We start from the raw sequence: 17,932 nt of genomic DNA on the forward strand, positions 1-17,932 counted from the left end.
CCTGTTTATTTCAGATTATCCAGAAGCTCATCCACCTTGGCGGTGTCGAGTTTCTCGTGATAGTGACCGTTGATGACCACAACCGGCGCACCGCAGCAGGCGGCGACGCATTCTTCTTCGCGCTTCAGGTAGACGCGGCCGTCGGCAGTCGATTCGCCCAGCGCGCAACCCAGCTTCTGCTCGGCATGACGAACCAGATCCTCGGCGCCGTTGAGCCAGCACGAAATGTTGGTGCAGAAGGCAACGTTGTTGCGGCCGACCGGAGCCAGCTCGAACATCGAGTAGAACGATGCGACCTCGTAGGCCCACACCGGCGGAATGTCCAGATACTTGGCGACGGCTGCAATCAGCTCGTCGGTCAGATAGCCGCCATTCTGCTCCTGCGTGGCATGCAGACCTTGCAGCACCGCCGAGCGACGGCGATCGGCAGGAAACTTGCTGACCCAATGATCGATGTGTGCACGGGTGCTGTCCGACAGGGCGACCATCGGGTCGACATCGGCGCACGCTGCGAAATTACCGGTTGCTTTCATGTAGTTCTCTAATCCTCGTGCACGCGCGGTTAGCGATCGATTTCGCCGAACACGATGTCGTAAGTGCCGATCATGGCCACCACGTCCGCCAGCATATGGCCGCGAACAATGGCATCCATGGAGCTCAAATGGGCAAATCCCGGGGCCCGCATGTGCAGACGGAACGGCTTGTTTGCCCCATCGGAAACCAGGTAGCAGCCGAACTCGCCCTTCGGGGCCTCGACAGCGCTGTAGGTTTCACCCGCCGGCACGCAATAGCCCTCGGAGAACAGCTTAAAGTGGTGAATCAGTGCTTCCATGTCGTCCTTCATGGCCTCGCGCTTGGGCGGCGCGACCTTGAAGTTGTCAATGTTGACCGGCAGGCCCTCGTTCTCACGGAGCCACTTCACGCATTGCTTGATGATGCGGTTGGATTCGCGCATTTCGGCCATGCGGACCAGATAGCGGTCATAGCAGTCGCCGTTGCGACCGACCGGAATATCAAAGTCCATGTTGGCGTACATGGCGTACGGTTGCTTTTTACGCAGATCCCAGGCGATACCCGAACCGCGCAGCATCGGACCGGTCATGCCCCAGGCCAAAGCCTGTTCCGGCGAGATCACACCGATACCGACGGTCCGCTGTTTCCAGATGCGGTTGTCGGTCAGCAGCGTTTCGTACTCATCAATCTTGGACGGGAAGTCATCGGTGAACTTGTCGAGAAAGTCCAGCATGGAGCCGTCGCGCCAATCGTTGAAGCGCTTGAGCTTTGCGCCCTTGCGCCACTTGGACTCCTTGTAGCGCGGCATCTGCTGCGGCAAGTCGCGATACACGCCGCCCGGACGGTAGTACGTGGCATGCATACGGGCACCGGAGACGGCTTCGTAGCAGTCCATCAGTTCTTCGCGTTCGCGGAACGAATACAGCATCACTGCCATTGCGCCCAGATCGAGACCGTTCGAACCGACCCACATCAGGTGGTTGAGGATGCGGGTGATCTCATCGAACATGGTGCGGATGTACTGAGCGCGAATCGGCGCCTCGATCCCCATCAGGGATTCGATGGCGCGCACATAGGCGTGCTCGTTGCACATCATGGACACGTAGTCGAGACGGTCCATGTAACCGATGCTCTGGTTAAACGGCTTGGATTCGGCCAACTTTTCAGTACCGCGGTGCAGCAGGCCGACGTGGGGATCTGCGCGTTGCACCACTTCGCCGTCCATCTCGAGGATCAGGCGCAATACGCCGTGAGCCGCCGGATGCTGCGGACCGAAGTTGAACGAATAGTTGCGGATTTCCGGGTTATTGAGACCCGAGGTCTTGGATGCTTGCATGTTCATGTGCGATCGGGGCCCTGAGGGTTAACCGGCCTGACGTCCGGGAATCCGGCGTTGTGCCTGTTCACCGGCAGCCGTTTCGTAACGCGCATCATCGCGAATTACACGCGGCACGCCAACTCGCGGCTCAATGCTGACCGGTTGATAGATCACGCGACGTTGCGATTCGTCGTAGCGTACCTCGACATTACCGATCAGCGGGAAATCCTTGCGGAACGGGTGGCCGACAAAACCGTAATCGGTCAGGATGCGGCGCAGATCCGGGTGGCCTTCGAAAATGATGCCGAACAAGTCAAACGCCTCGCGTTCGAACCAGTTGGCACCTGGCCAGATATCCGTAACCGACGGCAGCACCGGCAAGCTGTTGTCCGGTGCGAAACTGCGAACCCGCAGGCGCAGGTTGTGTTGCACGCTCAGCAAATGATAGACCGCTGCATAGCGCAGCTCGTCAGCCTGCTCGGCCGCACCGTTAGGCAGCTCACCGCGCTTGAAGCGACCGGCAGCAGCGCCATCGACACCGCGCGAGAAGCCCTCGGAAGAGACATCGGTCTGCCATTCATCCTGGCCGAACGTCAGATAGTCAATACCGGCGACATCGACCAGCATTTCAAAGCCGAATTCATCACGCAGAGCGTGGCAGGCTGCATGCAAGTCGGCTGCAGGCAAGGTCAGGGTCAGTTCGCCACGCGGCTCGGCAATTTCCACATGCGAGCCATTGAACGCGGCGCTCAGACGATCAGCAATGGATTGCAGAGTCTCAATCATGAGCGCATGCCCTGTGCTTCGGGACCGAAGTTGGTGCCGCGACGAATCTTGCGCTGCAGCTGCAAAATGCCGTGAACCAGTGCCTCTGCCGTCGGCGGACAGCCCGGCACGTATACATCGACCGGGACGATGCGATCGACGCCGCGCACCACAGAATACGAATAATGGTAGTAACCGCCGCCGTTAGCACAGGAGCCCATGGAGATCACCCATTTCGGGTCCGGCATCTGGTCATAAACCTTGCGCAGAGCGGGCGCCATTTTGTTGACGAGCGTACCGGCGACGATCATGACATCGGACTGGCGCGGCGACGGACGGAACACGACACCGTAACGGTCCAAGTCGATCCGTGCAGCACCTGCGTGCATCATTTCGACGGCGCAGCAGGCCAGACCAAAGGTCATCGGCCACATCGAGCCCGTACGCGCCCAGTTCCACAGTGCATCAAGGCTTGTCGTGACATAGCCCTGTTGCATGACGGGATTGTCACTTTCAGGCAGCAGCAAGTCATCCAGCCTGCCCTCAGGCAGCGGATTGTTCATGAGGCCGGAAACGGTTTGGATCACTCCCATTCAAGGGCTCCTTTCTTCCAGACGTAGACGAAGCCGATCAGCAGCATGCCGGCAAAGATGGCCATTTCGACCAGACCGAGCACACCGAGTTCGCGGAACACGGTGGCCCAGGGCACGATAAAAATGATTTCCAGATCGAAGATGATGAACTGGATGGCGATCAGGTAATAACGGATGTCAAACTGCATCCGTGCGTCGTCAAACGCCTCAAAGCCGCATTCGTAAGGGCTCAGCTTTTCCAGTGAAGGACGCTTAGGGCCAAGGACTTTCCCCACCGCAAACAACGCGACACCGATGCCCGTTGAAACCATGAGGAACAAGAGAGTCGGCAGATATTCGGCCAGCATGCGTTGTTACTTCACTGTTTTTTTTGATTTGGTGTCCAAGAGGGGACTCGAACCCCTACGACCTAAGTCGCTACCACCTCAAGGTAGTGCGTCTACCAATTCCGCCACCTGGACATGTTCTTTGTTGTTTTGGCCATCCTGGCCAGATACTACTCAACCGCGATATTGTAGCGAATTCCTGACGATTCATCTATGGATGAATCCGAATTCAAGAGACGAATTGGGCGTCTCCGTTATCGCGATTTACTGCTTGACAGGCTCCGAAGGTTGCGCCGGTGCCTGCTGAGGAACGGCTTGCGAAGACGGAACCGAAGTATTGGCAGCAGGAGCCGATTGTGCACCCGTGTTTGCCGGCGCCTTCGGCACGTTGCCCATCACGCCAAGATCCGTGCCCGGAGCTGCCGAAGAGGCGCTCGAAGTGCTGTGTTTGACATTCCAGGCCATAAACAGGCTGATCGCAAAGAACACGATCGCCAGCCACTTGGTGGACTTGGACAGAAAGTTGGACGAGCCGCGCGAACCGAACACAGTACCCGAGGCACCACCACCGAAGCCACTACCGGCTTGAGCACCGGCGCCGCGTTGCATCAGGATCAGCACGATCATTGCCAGAGCAATGAGCACGTAAATGACGTTAAGAATCAGCACAACCGAAACCTTAAAAATCCGAGGCCAGCGCCCTGCCCTTTAGTCTTGACCGAAGGACTGCGCGATGGCGTTAAATTGGTCGGCGTCTAGCGATGCGCCGCCGATGAGGCCGCCGTCAATGTCGGGCTGGGAGAACAGCTCCGGCGCATTATCCGGCTTGCAGCTCCCGCCGTAGATGATCGGCATGGAATCAGCGATTTTAGCATCAATTGCAGCAATTTCGCTACGGATTGCCCGGTGAACTTCCTGTGCCTCTTCCTTGGTGGCCGTTTTACCGGTGCCAATGGCCCAGACCGGCTCATATGCAATCATGAGCTTGGCCAGATACTCAGCACCAAGAGCCTGAACCGGGGCCAGCTGTTCCTGCAGACGCCAGAAGGTTTGACCTTCCTCACGCTCCTTGAGCGATTCGCCCACGCAAACAATCGGAGTTAGCCCGGCATCAATGGCAACTTTTGCCTTTTTGGCAACCAGCCCACTGGATTCACCGTGATACTGGCGACGCTCCGAGTGGCCGACCAGAACATAACCGGCACCGATATCCTTCAGCATGGCGGCAGACACCTCGCCCGTGTACGCACCGCTGTCACGCGAGCTGACATCCTGAGCACCGAATGCCACGTGCGTAGCGCCGGTATCAATCGCCTCTGCCAGATACGGAATCGGCGGGAACACGATGCGTACCACATCGCCCGTATCGACTGCGTCGATGGCTCGAATCAGATCCTGAGCAAATTGGCGTGAGCCATTGAGTTTCCAGTTACCACCGACAACTTTCCTGCGCGACATGAAATACGTGCTCCAAGTAATGAATAGCAGACCGACGGACGGGCCTTATTTCAGCTTAATCTCGCGCAGGCGTTCTTCGAGATAACCTTGCGCAGTGATCGGTTCCGGATAGCGGCTGGGATTGTCCGGCGTAATCGTGGACGGCAGCACATCGATCAGGAAATCGGGATTGGGATGCAAAAAGAACGGCGTTGAATAGCGCGGGCGGCGGGCGGCCTCCCCCTGCGGATTCACCACGCGGTGCGTTGTGGAAGGCAGTACGTGATTGGTCAGGCGTTGCAGCATGTCACCGATATTGACGACGATAGTGTCCGCTTCGGCAGTGAACGGAACCCACTCACCGTCGTGCGATTTGACCTCGAGACCGGCAGCCGAGGCACCGACCAGCAAGGTGATCAGATTGATGTCCTCGTGAGCGCCGGCGCGGACATTCGGAATGTCATCGGTCGTGATCGGCGGGTAATGAATCGGACGCAGAATCGAGTTACCGAAATTGGTTTTGTCCTGAAAATAGTGTTCAGGCAGATTCATATACAAAGCTAGCGCGGACAGCACCTTGCTGCCCAGAGTGTCGAGCGCTGCATACAGTGCACGTCCCTTCTCTTCGAAGGCCGGCACTTCGGCAGGCCACACATTGGCCGGCATATCATCGGCGTATTTGCTGTCACGCGGAATGTCGCGACCGATGTGCCAGAACTCCTTGAGATCCGAATACTTGGCACCCTTGGCGGTCTCTACGCCGAACGGCGTGTAACCGCGCGCACCGCCGCCGCCCGGGATGTGATACTGCTTCTTCGCCTCTTCGGGCAGTGCAAAGAACGACTGAAACGCCTTGTAGCTGTCGTCGATCAGCTCCGGGCTGATGCCATGGTTACGGATGCCGGCAAAACCCCATTGGCGATACGCATCGCCTAGTTCCCTTACGAAGGCATCGCGATCCGTATCGAATCGGGAAATGTCAAAAGTGGGGATACGTGCAGAATTCACGAACTGTTCCTATTGTTACGCAGCCGCTGCCTGTACAGCATCGGCGAGTGATTTAAGGGTGGATTCCATCAGTTGCTGATCCGTGCACTCCACGGTGACTCGCACCACAGGCTCCGTACCCGAGGGACGAAGAAATGCCCGGCCCTGACCTGCAACTGCCTGCTGTGCCTTGCCGAGCGCCTCCTGCACGGCCGGAGCCTCGGCCGGCTTGGACTTGCCGGCGGCATAACGCACATTGATCGTAAGTTGCGGAACCTTTTTGAAGCCCTGCAGCGCGGTTTCCAGCGTCATGCCGCGACGTTGCAGCACTTCGAGCACCTGCAGGGCCGTCACGATGCCATCGCCGGTGCCGCTGCGATCCAGACACAGCATGTGGCCCGAAGTCTCGCCGCCAAGGTTGCCACCGTTGGCGTGCAGTTGCTGGTGCACATAACGATCACCGACCTTGGCACGGATCAGGCCGATGCCCAACCCCTCCAGCGCCTGTTCCAGACCGTAGTTGGTCATCAGCGTTCCGACCACCGGACCTTGCAGACGACCGGTTTCCTTCCAGTCCTTGGCCAGGACGTACAGCAAATCATCACCGTCACAGACGGCGCCGTTCTCATCGACGAACAGAACGCGGTCGCCGTCGCCGTCAAAGGCGATGCCGATATCCGCGCCGGTCTGCACCACGCGGGCAGCCAATGTCTCGGGATGCGTGGAGCCGACATTTTCGTTGATGTTGGTACCGTTCGGTTCGATGCCAATCGCATCCACCCGTGCACCAAGCTCTCGCAAAACCAATGGCCCTAACTGATAAGTGGCACCGTTGGCGCAATCCATAGCGATGCGCAGACCGCCAAGGTCAAAGCCACGCGGGACGGAGTTCTTGCAGAATTCAATGTAGCGGCCCAGGGCATCGCGTGTACGGATCGCCTTACCCAGATCATCGGAATCGACCGTAGAAAACGGTTGATCCAGAGCAGCCTCAATTGCCAGCTCGACTTCATCGCTGAGCTTTTCGCCCTCGGCGCTGAAGAACTTAATGCCGTTATCGTGATGCGGATTGTGTGAGGCCGAAATCACGATGCCGCCATCGGCACGCAAGGAGCGGGTCAGATGTGCAACGGCCGGCGTCGGCATGGGTCCCATCAGTTGTACGTCGACACCGGCTGCAACCAGACCTGCCTCTAACGCCGCCTCAAACATGTAGTTGGAGATGCGCGTGTCCTTGCCGATGATAACCACCGGTTTGCGCCAATTGCGGCGCGGCAGCGCATGGCCATAGGCATTGCCGAGACGCAGCACGAAATCCGCACTGATCGGACCGGCACCCACTCGACCGCGAATACCGTCGGTTCCGAAATATTTGCGACTCATTGCGACTCCCCTGAAAGTTGCGGCAGCTCCCGTTTCATCAGGATACCAAGCAACGAAATTAAGCGACCTCTTAGCTCACGGCGATCGCAGATCTGATCGATGGCGCCATGATCCAGCAGGAACGGCGGGCGCTGGAAGCCCTCCGGCAGCGTCTCGCGAACCGTCTGTTCAATCACGCGCGGGCCGGCGAAACCGATCAACGCATCGGGTTCGGCAATGTTGATGTCGCCCAACATCGCGAATGAGGCCGAGACACCACCCGTAGTCGGGTGCGTGAGTACCGAGATATAAGGCAACCCGGCGTCGCGAAGTCGCGCCAGCGCCGCAGAGGTCTTTGCCATCTGCATCAGCGAGAACAGGCTCTCCTGCATGCGCGCGCCGCCACTGGCGCTGAAGCAGACGAATGGCGAGCCCAGTTCCAGTGCACGCTCGGCACCCAAGGCGATGCGTTCACCCACTACCGAGCCCATAGACCCGCCCATGTAGGCAAAGTCAAATGCACTGGCGACCAGATCGTGACCCGCCAATTTGCCCTGCAGGGTCACCAGCGCATCACGTTCACCAGTGGCCTTTTGCGCGGCTTTGATGCGTTCGGCATAGCGCTTCTGGTCCTTGAACCGCAGCACATCGGTGGGCCCTAAATTAGCACCGATTTCGATGAGCGGACTACCCTCGTCAAATAACGCACGCAACCGGGCCCGCGCGCGAATCGGACGGTGCGCACCGCACTTGGAGCACACTTCGAGATTCTCTTCGAGCTCGGGACGATACAACGCAGCACCGCAGCGGTCACATTTTTCCCAAAGACCCTCGGGCACGTTGCGGCGCTTTGCAGACGCCGCATCGGTCCGAATACCGGCCGGCTTGAGCTTATTCAGCCAGGACATGAATACCCTTAAATTGACTAATCACTTCTAAGGATGACAGTTTACCGCAAGCCATCCAGCGCCTCACGGACCGGCCGCAGGAAGGCCTCGGCAGCGAGAACCGGGTCATCGGCAGCACTCAGCGTGTCCACCAGGGCCGAGCCGATCACGACGCCATCGGCACCCGCAGCCACGCGTTTAGCCGACTCCGCGTCGCGGACACCAAAGCCGACCACTACCGGCACAGGGCTCTGTTCCTGCAATCGCGCCAGCACGCCGCTGTTGCTTTCGTTCTGCAGAGCCTGTCCGGTCCCCGTTACGCCTGCATAGCTGACGTAGTAGAGATAGCCTTCGGCATGCTGGCAGATCGCGCGCAGTCGCCCGATTGAGGTTGTAGGCGCCACTAGACCGATCCACTCCAGTCCGGATTGCGCGAAGGCATCACGAAACGGCCCGGCCTCCTCATCGGGGAGATCGACCAGCAAAGTGCCATCAACGCCTGCGGCCACTGCACGACGCGCATACTCGGCAGCGCCCAGAATATCCACGGGATTCAGATACCCCATCAGTACGACCGGTGTCACGGAATCCTGCCGGCGGAACTGCTGCACACATTCCAGCGCGAAGCGCAGACCGGCACCGCGCTCAATCGCCCGCTCGGAACTGTGTTGAATGCTCGGACCATCAGCCATCGGATCGGAAAACGGCACCCCCAACTCAATCAGGTCGGCACCTGCACGCACCAGTGCATGCATGACGGGCACCGTGCTGTCTAAGGACGGATCGCCCGCGGTAATAAAGGGGATCAGCAGCTTACGATCGTTGGCCAAAGCCGCAGCGAACTGGCGATCAATCCGACTCATAGCGTAATGCCCTCATGTGCCGCGACTGTGTGCACGTCTTTATCCCCGCGCCCTGACAGGTTGCAAAGCACCAGTCCGTCCGAAGGCATTTCCTTAGCCAGCTTGATCGCCTGCGCCAGTGCATGACTCGACTCCAGTGCCGGAATGATGCCTTCGGTTTTACACAGCAGATGGAATGCTTCCAGCGCTTCCGTGTCGGTGATGCCGGTGTATTCGGCTCGGCCGATTTCCTTTAGGTATGCATGCTCGGGTCCAACCCCCGGATAGTCCAGGCCTGCCGAGATCGAATGGGTCTCGGTAATCTGGCCATCGTCATCACACAGAACATAGGTGCGATTGCCGTGCAGAATGCCCGGCCGGCCCTTGCTCAGCGAGGCCGCATGACGACCGGTTTCGAGTCCGTCGCCGGCGGCTTCGGCGCCGATCAATCGCACATTGGCGTCAGCGATAAAGGCATGGAATACGCCCATGGCATTACTGCCGCCACCAACGCAAGCAGTCACGGCATCGGGCAAACGACCGTATTCAGCAAGCATTTGGGCTCGTGCCTCAATGCCGACAACGGCGTTAAAGTCCCGCACCATGCGCGGATACGGATCAGGCCCGGCCACAGTGCCAATGATGTAGAACGTGTCATCGACGTGGGCAACCCAATCGCGCATCGCTTCGTTCAGTGCATCTTTCAGGGTCGCCGAACCGGAATGGACCGGCACCACTCGGGCACCAAGCAAATGCATGCGGTGCACATTGGCCTTCTGACGCTCAATGTCAGTGGCGCCCATATAAACGACGCATTCCAGACCCAGACGTGCCGCAACAGTAGCCGACGCCACGCCATGCTGGCCTGCACCGGTTTCCGCGATAATGCGCGTCTTGCCCATGCGAGTGGCCAGCAGAGCCTGCCCTACTGTGTTGTTGATCTTGTGGGCACCGGTGTGATTCAGATCCTCGCGCTTGAGCAGAATGCGCGCTCCGCCGACTTGCTTGCTCAGACGCTCCGCGTGATAGATCGGACTGGGACGCCCGACGTAGTGAGCCAGCTCGTATTCGAAAGCCGCCTTGAAGGCCGGGTCGGCGCAGGCCGCGTCATAGGCCGCACTCAGTTCCTGCAGCGGACGCACCAGCGTTTCCGCCACGAATCGTCCGCCAAATCGTCCAAAATGACCCTGTGTGTCAGGTTGCAAAGACATATCCAATTCCACTTAATGTTCCTGATGTGCCGAACGGACCGCTTGCATAAAAGCGGCCATTCGACCGGGTGATTTGACGCCCGGCTCCGATTCGATGCCCGAAGAGACATCGACCGCTGTCGCGCGCGAGACTCGCAAAGCATCGGCAACGTTGCCCGCGTGCAGGCCGCCCGCCAGCATGCCGCGCTCGCCGAGGTACTCTGAGAAAATTTGCCAGTCGCCGACGATGCCGGAGCCACCTGCAGCGCCGGGAGCATGGCCGTCTAGAATGATCCATTCGGCATCGTCGTACGCTCGAATTTGGCCGTGCAAATCGGGCTCGTTAGACGACAATGCCTTGCAATACGGACGCTCAAACTGCCGACAGAATTCAACAGATTCATTGCCGTGGAACTGAATGATGCCGGGATTGATCAGATGCAAAGCCGTGCGAATAAACTCCGCATCGGCATTGCGCACCAGCAGAAAGATGTCCAGACTGAGCGGCGCCGCATTGCGTAGGGCCGCCGCATCCTGCAGGGACAGCGTGCGCACAGACTCCGGCGCCAGTACCAGACCGATCGCATCGACACCTACCGCAACCGCGCAATTCAGATCAGACGGAGTACGGATACCGCAGAATTTGACGTAGGTCGACATCATGCGAAGGCAAACCCATCGGCAATCTGATCGGTCCAGGTCACATCCGGCGGCAAGCCCCACTGTGCGGGATACAGAGGTCCGATAAAACTCAGGCCGTTTGGCGGCGCGGTCGGGCCGGCCAAGGTCCGGTCTTTGGATTCCATCACTTCGTGCAGCCACTGCGCATCGCGCTCACCGGAACCGACCATCATCAGGCTGCCGACCAGATTACGCACCATGTGATGCAGGAAGGCATTGGCCTGCACATCGACAATCACCTGCTGGTGCTGGCGGCGCACCTGCAGCCACTGCAGATTGCGCCACGCATGGGTTGCCTGACATTGTGAGGATCGGAACGCCGAAAAATCGCGCTCACCCAGAAGCGCTTGCGCTGCTTCGTGCATGGCATCGGTATCCAGCGGCCGCCGCTCCCACGACAGGAACCGCCGCTGAAATCCGGGGCGAGTAATGCGATTGACGATACGGTAGCGGTAACGGCGTGCGACGGCGCTAAAGCGCGCATTGAAATCATCCGCCACCGGTTGACACCACAACGCAGCGACTTGCGGCGGTAAATGCCCGGTTACACCCAAGGTCCATGCTCGCGGATCGCGTAGGGCATCACTGTCAAAGTGCACTACTTGACTCAAACCATGAACGCCCGCATCGGTGCGACCGGCACAAACGGTGTCTACAGGCGCATTGGCAACGCCCTGCAGCGCTGCTTCGAGAGCGGCCTGCACACTGCGCGGCACGTCAGCCTCGGGGGCACCCAGCTTGGACAGACGCTGCCACCCGCTGAATCCACTACCGTCGTATTCGACGGCTAGCGCGTAACGCGTCATTGCCGCTCTTTCAGCACCAGTTCTGCCAACTGCACTGCATTCAGTGCAGCGCCCTTTCGAATGTTGTCCGCTACCACCCACATATCGAGACCGCGCGGATGCGAAATGTCTTCGCGGATACGGCCCACAAAGGTAGGATCGGCGTCCGATGCATGCGTGACCGGCGTGGGATAGCCGCCGGGCACCATTTCATCCACGAGCTCCACACCCGGAGCCGTGCTCAGCAACTCGCGTGCCTCAGCCGCCGTGATTTTTTCACGCGTCTCCAAGTGCACGGCTTCGCTGTGACCGTAGAACACCGGCACGCGCACCACCGTGGGATTGACCTGAATGCGATCATCGCCAAGAATCTTGCGCGTCTCCCACACCAGTTTCATTTCCTCGGTGGTGTAGCCGTTGTCCATGAAATCGCCGCCGTGCGGGATGACATTGAATGCAATCTGCACGGGATACACCTCGGCTGCCGGCGGCTGGAAATTCAGTAGCGCAGCGGTCTGCTTACCGAGTTCCTCCATCGCTTTGACGCCGGTACCGGATACCGACTGATACGTGGCAATGTTGATGCGTTCAATACCAACCTGACGATGGATCGGCGCAATGGCCACCAGCAGCTGCATGGTCGAGCAATTCGGGTTGGCGATGATGCCACGCGGACGATCACGCAAGGCCTCGGGATTGACCTCGGCAACGACCAGCGGCACATCATCGTCATTGCGGAAGGTCGAGGAATTGTCGATTACCACCGCGCCTGCGGCGACAAACTTCGGCGCATATTCCTTGGAAACGGCGCCTCCTGCAGAGAACAGGGCGATATCCACACCGGTCGGATCAAAGGTCGCCAGATCCTGTACCACAATGTCCTTACCGCCAAAACGAATCACCTCGCCGGCCGATCGTTCCGATGCCAGCAGCTTGAGTTCCTTGATGGGAAATTTGCGCTCCGCAAGAATGGATCGCATCGCTTCGCCGACGGCGCCGGTGGCACCCACTACGGCAACGGTCACTGCTTGAGTCATGATTGCTCCGAAAACTGAAAAGGAAGGACATCGCCGCATTGCGCGCGATGCGCAAGCGCCAAATCCATCAGAACGAGGGCCGTCATGGCCTCGCAGATGATCGGCGCCCGCAAGGCAACACAGGGATCGTGACGTCCGGTGGTGACCACCTGGACAGGTTCACCCTGCGCTGAAATGGAATCGACGGGGATCCGCAACGACGAGGTCGGCTTGAAGGCCGCTCGACAACGGATCACCTGTCCGGTCGAGATGCCGCCAAGCACCCCGCCCGAATGATTGGATTGAAAACCGGTCGTTGCGATGGCATCGCGATGCTCACTGCCATATTGTCCGGCCGAAGCAAAGCCATCGCCAATATCCACGCCCTTGACGGCGTTGATACTCATCAGAGCCGACGCCAGCAGCGCATCGAGTTTGCCGTAAACGGGCTGACCCCAGCCACTTGGCACACCGTGAACGCGAACTTCGACACTGCCACCGACGGAGTCGCCGGCCTTACGTACCGAATCAAGAAACTGCTCGAGCTCGGGCACCTGCGCAGCATCCGGCCACTGCAAGGCATTGACTAAAGCGGCCTGCGGATCGACAACGCCCGGCACATGCGGACCGATCTGACAGACAAACGATTCGAAGCGAATACCATGCTGCTGTTGCAGCCATTTTTTAGCGACCGCACCGGCCACGACGCGCATGACCGTCTCGCGCGCCGAGGAACGGCCGCCGCCCCGCGGATCCCGAGTGCCGTACTTGGCCTGATAGGTGAAATCCGCATGCCCAGGGCGGAACTGATCGGCAATCGCTTGGTAATCGCGTGAACGCGCATCGGTATTGCGAATCAGAACGGCAATCGGCGTGCCGGTGGTCACACCCTGATAGACTCCGCTAAGAATCTCAGGCGTATCGGACTCGCGGCGTTGCGAGGTATGACGGGAGGCACCTGTGCGGCGACGCGCCAGATCTTCGGCAAAGTCGGCCTCGGACAGAGTCAAACCCGGCGGACAACCGTCGATTACACAGCCCATGGCCGGACCATGGCTTTCGCCAAAGGTTGTGACGCACAGCAGATTGCCGAATCGGTTACTCATTCGCGCTGATCGGCCAGTGCCTTGATCTGCGTGTGATGGGCCAGCATTTCCTCGCGCGTGATGGCAAAGATACCCATGTCACCGACTTTGAATCCGAGCCATTCGAAGTGCACGTCGGGCAACAGACGCACCAGCGCATGTTCAGCCTCACCGACCTCGCAGATGAGCAAACCGTCATCGGACAGATGATCGGGCGAATCGCGCAGAATCTTGAGCGCCAGGTCGAGACCGTCATCGCCGGCGCGCAGACCCAGTTCGGGCTCGTGCGAGTATTCGGCGGGCAGTGCGTCGGTTTCTTCGTGCGTCACATACGGCGGATTGGTCACGATCAGATCGTAAATCTCTCCACCCAGATCGCGGAACAGATCCGAACGAATGAACTGCACGTTGCCGCACATCAGGCGCTCGCGGTTTTCTTCGGCAAGCTCCAGTGCATCGTCGCTGATATCAACGCCATCGACCATCCACTCAGGCTGGTGCAATGCCATCGCAATGGCGATGCAGCCCGAACCCGTACACAAGTCGAGCGCCCGATACACCTCGCGCTCACCGAGCAGCGGTTGAAAATGCGCTTCGATCAGTTCGGCAATGGGTGAACGCGGCACCAGGGCGCGGGCATCGGACTTGAACAGCAGACCGGCAAACCATGCCTCACCAGTCAGATAACTGGCCGGGACGCGGTCTTCGATTCGGCGGCGGAACAGCTCCAGCACCTCAGCCATTTCTTCGGCCGTGACTTTGGCATTGCCGTACACGGGATTCAGATCGTGCGGCATACCCAAGGCATGCAGAACCAGCTGAGTGGCCTCATCCATTGCATTGTCGTAGCTATGGCCGAATGTGAGTTCCGCTTTGCGAAACCGGGTGGCACCCAAACGGATCAGATCAATCAGGGTGACAGACTCAAACGACGGAAGGGATTGGGACACGGCTACCTACCGAGTGGGCAAACAACCATTATAGTCCGCCAAAGCGGCATCCAAGGGTATGATGTGAGCCGTACTTGTGGAGGTTTCCTTTGAATATGCGTCTCGTTTTGGCGGCCATTGTTGGCATTGCCGCGGCCTTATTGGCATGGCAGCTGCCGGGTCGACTGTCCGGCTCCTCGCAGGCCGGTCTGCCGGAGCTGGCGGCGGTCCGTCTTTTTGAACCGCGCCGCGAGCTGGCCGACTTTTCGTTGAGCCAGTCCGATGGCACGCGCCTGATCAAAGGCGAACTCAAGGGCCACTGGACTTTGGTGTTCCTGGGCTTCACGCATTGTCCTGATGTTTGCCCGACGACTCTGGCTCAGTTTGCCAAAGCGCAGAAGGCATGGGCCGCCCTACCGGAGTCGAGCCGTCCGCGCGTGTTGTTCGTGTCGGTCGATCCGGAACGCGACAGCCCGGACCAGGTCGGCGATTATGCTCACGGATTCCATCGCGACACCTTGGCGGCGACCGGCGACATCCCGGCACTCGAGCAGTTCGCACAAGGCCTTTCGATGACCTTTGCGAGGGCACCGCTGGAACCCGGCCAACCCGCGGACCAGTACAGCGTCGATCACACCGCCAGCCTCGCGTTGCTGGACCCGGAAGCCCGCATGGCCGGCGTCCTATCATCGCCCTACGATATCGAGGCCGTGACTGCCGATCTGATCGCACTGACGCAACATGGAGAACGTCGATGAGCCTTCTGACGTACCTGACATACGCCCTGCCCCATCGCGCACTCTCCGGCGTGGCACGACGCCTAGCCTACTCGACCGATCCGCGCGTAAAAACCAAGCTGATTCACGCCGTCGTGCAAAAGTTCGGCGTCAATCTGGATGAGGCCGCCAACCCCGATCCGGACAGCTACCCGACGTTCAATGCGTTCTTCACACGTGCCTTGCGAGATGGCGCGCGCAGCCCTGCTGCCGATCCGAACGTGCTGACCCAACCGGCCGACGGCCGTATCAGCCAATGCGGGCCCATCGCCGGCGACACGATTTTTCAGGCCAAGGGCAAATCGTTTACGGCGACTCAATTGCTGGGCGATGCACAGCTGGCCGCCTCATTCCACGATGGTGTATTTGCCACGGTGTACCTGTCACCTAAGGATTACCACCGCGTGCACATGCCCTGGACCGGCACCCTGACGGAAACGCTGCATGTGCCCGGTCGCCTGTTTAGCGTCGGACCTGACGCGGTCAGTACGGTCGATGGCCTGTTCGCGCGCAACGAGCGTCTCGTGTGCATGTTCGATACCGATTTCGGACCGATGGCCATGGTCATGGTTGGTGCCCTGCTGGTCTCCGGCGTCGAGACCGTCTGGAGTGGCGTCGAGATTCCGGAGTACGGCGATCGCATCCGCCGCAAGGACTATCGCGACCGGAACATTACGCTCGAGCGCTTTGCCGAAATGGCACGATTCAACTATGGCTCCACAGTCATCGTGCTGTTGCCGAAGGCTGCCGCACAACTGGATCCGTCCTTGCTTGCCGAAACGCCCGTGCGACTCGGCGAGCCATTGGCTCGCCGACTGTAACTTGCCGCACCTGTTTTTTACGCGTTAACGATCACTCAGCGGTCCTTGCAGACCGTAATGTCCAGGGTCTGACCAACGCGCAATGGCGAAGTTGTACTCAGCGCATTGGCGCGTGCGAGCTGCGGCACACTGCAGCCGAACTTGCGGGACACCGAGTTCAGCGTCTCGCCGGTCTGCACACGGTAAGTGGTCGGCGCCGGCGGCGTTGAAACGCTGGTTCCGGCATCAGTGGCAACTGCCACACCACCTGTCTCCACTGTCTTGAAATTGCCTACACGCACAATGGCGTTACGGACCTGGCTTTTCATTAGCTGCTGAGTGAGCTGGGCGCGTTCACCGGACCTGCAGTAGTTGCGATACAGCGAAGCAATGCGCGTCGTGCCGTTCAGCACGCTGCCGGCAGGAATCGTGGAATCGGCCTCCCAGCGCGGGTTGAGGTTCCGCAGGGCGCGGAAATAGCCGTCGCGACTGCCACGATTACCGAGGCAGATTGTCAGTTCATACAGCGAAGTAGGACGATCGATGCGGAAGGTCGTCGGTCTTGCGCTGACGCGCGGAAAGTACACGCCGTATTCGCGCGGATGCAGATAGATCCAGGCCGCGGCGATAACCATCGGAACATAGTCCTTCGTCTCGGCGGGAAACTGATCGTAGACCGATTGATTCCAGAAATTGGCTCCGGAAGAGGCCTTGTACACGCGCAGGGCACGGCCTTCGCCACCGTTGTATGCTGCCAGCGCCAACTCAATGGACCGGTTTAGCTCGCCCATCCGCTCGGCCAGATACTCGGCTGCAGCCTGCGAGGAGGCACGCGGGTCAAATCGCGTATCAAAGCCCGTACCGTCATTACCGAGACCAAAACGACGACCCGTTGCCGGCATGAACTGGAACGGACCTGCGGCACCCGCGCGCGAAGATACATGCACCTTGCCATTGGATTCCTTGGCCATGATGCCGAACATCAGCGCTTCTGGCAGACCGTGCTGTTCTGCCGCCGGCGCTACATATTGCCGAATGTACTGATAGTTTTCATATGAGTTCATCAATGCCGGACGCATGTCGGTCAGCCATTTGCGGATGCCGGCCTGAATCGCAGGATTGAACTGCACCATCTCAGTGAACTTGGCACGGCGCTCGCTCAACAGCTCTGCAGCGGAGCGTTGCGAACCGTTACCGACAACATTCGGATTGAAGGCGCGGCTGACGCCTTCGCCTTGGTTCTCTTCGTCTTCGCCGACGACTTCATCGCCGGCGGCCGATGCGGCACTGAATCGCAGAAGCTCGGTGTAACGCGACATCAGCGCACCCAAATCACAACCGTGCTCCTGACCGCAACGCTCCAATACCTGTTTGATCTGCGCCAGTGATGCATCGACCTGAGTGCGGGCCTCTTCATCTCCATCGGCGAGATCCTGAATCCCTTGCCGGTACTCGGCAGCAGCCCGATCAAAATCGGCAGCCGCAGTGGACGTGGCAGAAGTGGTTGCAGACTTGGCCTTGCGCGGCGCACCGGTGCCCGTATTCGGGAGCAATGCGAGATAAGCGGCCAGTACCAGGGCGACTAGAGCGTGAGGTCGGCAATTCAAAACGGCGGGTTCTCGCGGTGGGCAGAGGAACGT

The 17,932-nt window shown here is 59.4% G+C and carries 20 protein-coding genes and 1 tRNA gene; 2 read left to right on the forward strand and 19 right to left on the reverse strand.

What is annotated here, in order from left to right; translation table 11 throughout:
• Nucleotides 1-5: 5 nt before the first annotated feature.
• From nuoE to prmB, 18 genes are all read right to left on the reverse strand, one after another.
• Nucleotides 6-533 carry an NADH-quinone oxidoreductase subunit NuoE gene (gene nuoE / locus V3390_RS07905; protein ID WP_331688766.1) on the reverse strand — a complete coding sequence of 176 codons (528 nt, stop codon included), beginning with the start codon at nt 531-533 and terminating at the stop codon, nt 6-8.
• Between the two features lie 29 nt (nt 534-562).
• A complete protein-coding gene (locus V3390_RS07910) occupies nt 563-1,855 on the reverse strand; it encodes an NADH-quinone oxidoreductase subunit D (protein WP_331688767.1) in 1,293 nt (430 codons plus the stop codon).
• Between the two features lie 21 nt (nt 1,856-1,876).
• Entirely contained in the window at nt 1,877-2,617 is a 741-nt protein-coding gene (locus V3390_RS07915; RefSeq protein WP_331704030.1) for an NADH-quinone oxidoreductase subunit C, read from the reverse strand.
• Nucleotides 2,614-3,189, reverse strand: a complete 576-nt coding sequence (locus V3390_RS07920) for a NuoB/complex I 20 kDa subunit family protein (protein ID WP_331688769.1) — start codon at nt 3,187-3,189, stop codon at nt 2,614-2,616. Before V3390_RS07920 ends, V3390_RS07915 begins: the two co-directional genes overlap by 4 nt.
• Nucleotides 3,180-3,536 carry an NADH-quinone oxidoreductase subunit A gene (locus V3390_RS07925; RefSeq protein WP_331688770.1) on the reverse strand — a complete coding sequence of 119 codons (357 nt, stop codon included), beginning with the start codon at nt 3,534-3,536 and terminating at the stop codon, nt 3,180-3,182. Before V3390_RS07925 ends, V3390_RS07920 begins: the two co-directional genes overlap by 10 nt.
• A gap of 29 nt (nt 3,537-3,565) precedes the next feature.
• Nucleotides 3,566-3,650, reverse strand: a tRNA-Leu gene (locus V3390_RS07930).
• Between the two features lie 129 nt (nt 3,651-3,779).
• Nucleotides 3,780-4,142 (reverse strand): preprotein translocase subunit SecG, encoded by a 363-nt coding sequence (gene secG / locus V3390_RS07935; RefSeq protein WP_406805112.1) that lies wholly within the window; start codon nt 4,140-4,142, stop codon nt 3,780-3,782.
• Nucleotides 4,143-4,223: 81 nt separating this feature from the next.
• A complete protein-coding gene (tpiA, locus tag V3390_RS07940; protein ID WP_331688771.1) occupies nt 4,224-4,973 on the reverse strand; it encodes a triose-phosphate isomerase in 750 nt (249 codons plus the stop codon).
• 45 nt (nt 4,974-5,018) lie between these two features.
• On the reverse strand, nt 5,019-5,960 hold the full coding sequence (locus tag V3390_RS07945) for an isopenicillin N synthase family dioxygenase (protein WP_331704031.1): 942 nt from the start codon (nt 5,958-5,960) through the stop codon (nt 5,019-5,021).
• A 15-nt stretch (nt 5,961-5,975) separates the two neighbouring features.
• Entirely contained in the window at nt 5,976-7,322 is a 1,347-nt protein-coding gene (glmM, locus tag V3390_RS07950) for a phosphoglucosamine mutase (protein ID WP_331704032.1), read from the reverse strand.
• A complete protein-coding gene (gene accD, locus V3390_RS07955; protein ID WP_331688774.1) occupies nt 7,319-8,209 on the reverse strand; it encodes an acetyl-CoA carboxylase, carboxyltransferase subunit beta in 891 nt (296 codons plus the stop codon). The genes glmM and accD overlap by 4 nt, the downstream gene beginning before the upstream one ends.
• Nucleotides 8,210-8,250: 41 nt before the next feature.
• A complete protein-coding gene (gene trpA / locus V3390_RS07960; protein WP_331704033.1) occupies nt 8,251-9,051 on the reverse strand; it encodes a tryptophan synthase subunit alpha in 801 nt (266 codons plus the stop codon).
• The gene (gene trpB, locus V3390_RS07965; protein WP_331688776.1) at nt 9,048-10,241 is read right to left on the reverse strand and encodes a tryptophan synthase subunit beta; all 1,194 of its coding nucleotides are present in this window, start codon (nt 10,239-10,241) and stop codon (nt 9,048-9,050) included. Before trpB ends, trpA begins: the two co-directional genes overlap by 4 nt.
• A gap of 12 nt (nt 10,242-10,253) precedes the next feature.
• Nucleotides 10,254-10,883, reverse strand: coding sequence for a phosphoribosylanthranilate isomerase (locus V3390_RS07970; protein ID WP_331704034.1), 630 nt, complete (start codon nt 10,881-10,883; stop codon nt 10,254-10,256).
• Nucleotides 10,880-11,707 carry a tRNA pseudouridine(38-40) synthase TruA gene (truA, locus tag V3390_RS07975; protein ID WP_331704035.1) on the reverse strand — a complete coding sequence of 276 codons (828 nt, stop codon included), beginning with the start codon at nt 11,705-11,707 and terminating at the stop codon, nt 10,880-10,882. The genes V3390_RS07970 and truA overlap by 4 nt, the downstream gene beginning before the upstream one ends.
• Complete coding sequence (locus tag V3390_RS07980) at nt 11,704-12,723, reverse strand: aspartate-semialdehyde dehydrogenase (RefSeq protein WP_331704036.1); 1,020 nt, start codon at nt 12,721-12,723, stop codon at nt 11,704-11,706. Before V3390_RS07980 ends, truA begins: the two co-directional genes overlap by 4 nt.
• Nucleotides 12,720-13,808 (reverse strand): chorismate synthase, encoded by a 1,089-nt coding sequence (gene aroC / locus V3390_RS07985; RefSeq protein ID WP_331688780.1) that lies wholly within the window; start codon nt 13,806-13,808, stop codon nt 12,720-12,722. Before aroC ends, V3390_RS07980 begins: the two co-directional genes overlap by 4 nt.
• Complete coding sequence (gene prmB / locus V3390_RS07990) at nt 13,805-14,737, reverse strand: 50S ribosomal protein L3 N(5)-glutamine methyltransferase (protein WP_331688781.1); 933 nt, start codon at nt 14,735-14,737, stop codon at nt 13,805-13,807. The genes aroC and prmB overlap by 4 nt, the downstream gene beginning before the upstream one ends.
• 95 nt (nt 14,738-14,832) lie before the next feature.
• On the opposite strand from prmB, the gene V3390_RS07995 reads away from it, so the two are divergent.
• Nucleotides 14,833-15,474 (forward strand): SCO family protein, encoded by a 642-nt coding sequence (locus V3390_RS07995; protein ID WP_331704037.1) that lies wholly within the window; start codon nt 14,833-14,835, stop codon nt 15,472-15,474.
• A complete protein-coding gene (gene asd / locus V3390_RS08000) occupies nt 15,471-16,313 on the forward strand; it encodes an archaetidylserine decarboxylase (protein WP_331704038.1) in 843 nt (280 codons plus the stop codon). Before V3390_RS07995 ends, asd begins: the two co-directional genes overlap by 4 nt.
• Nucleotides 16,314-16,348: 35 nt before the next feature.
• Here the strand turns inward: asd and V3390_RS08005 are convergent, their stop codons facing one another.
• Nucleotides 16,349-17,899: a transglycosylase SLT domain-containing protein gene (locus V3390_RS08005; protein ID WP_331704039.1), complete on the reverse strand. Its 1,551-nt coding sequence runs from the start codon at nt 17,897-17,899 to the stop codon at nt 16,349-16,351.
• Nucleotides 17,900-17,932 lie beyond the last annotated feature (33 nt).

It is taken from the genome of Aquilutibacter rugosus (assembly GCF_036541335.1).
GTDB lineage: Bacteria > Pseudomonadota > Gammaproteobacteria > Xanthomonadales > Xanthomonadaceae > Aquilutibacter > Aquilutibacter rugosus.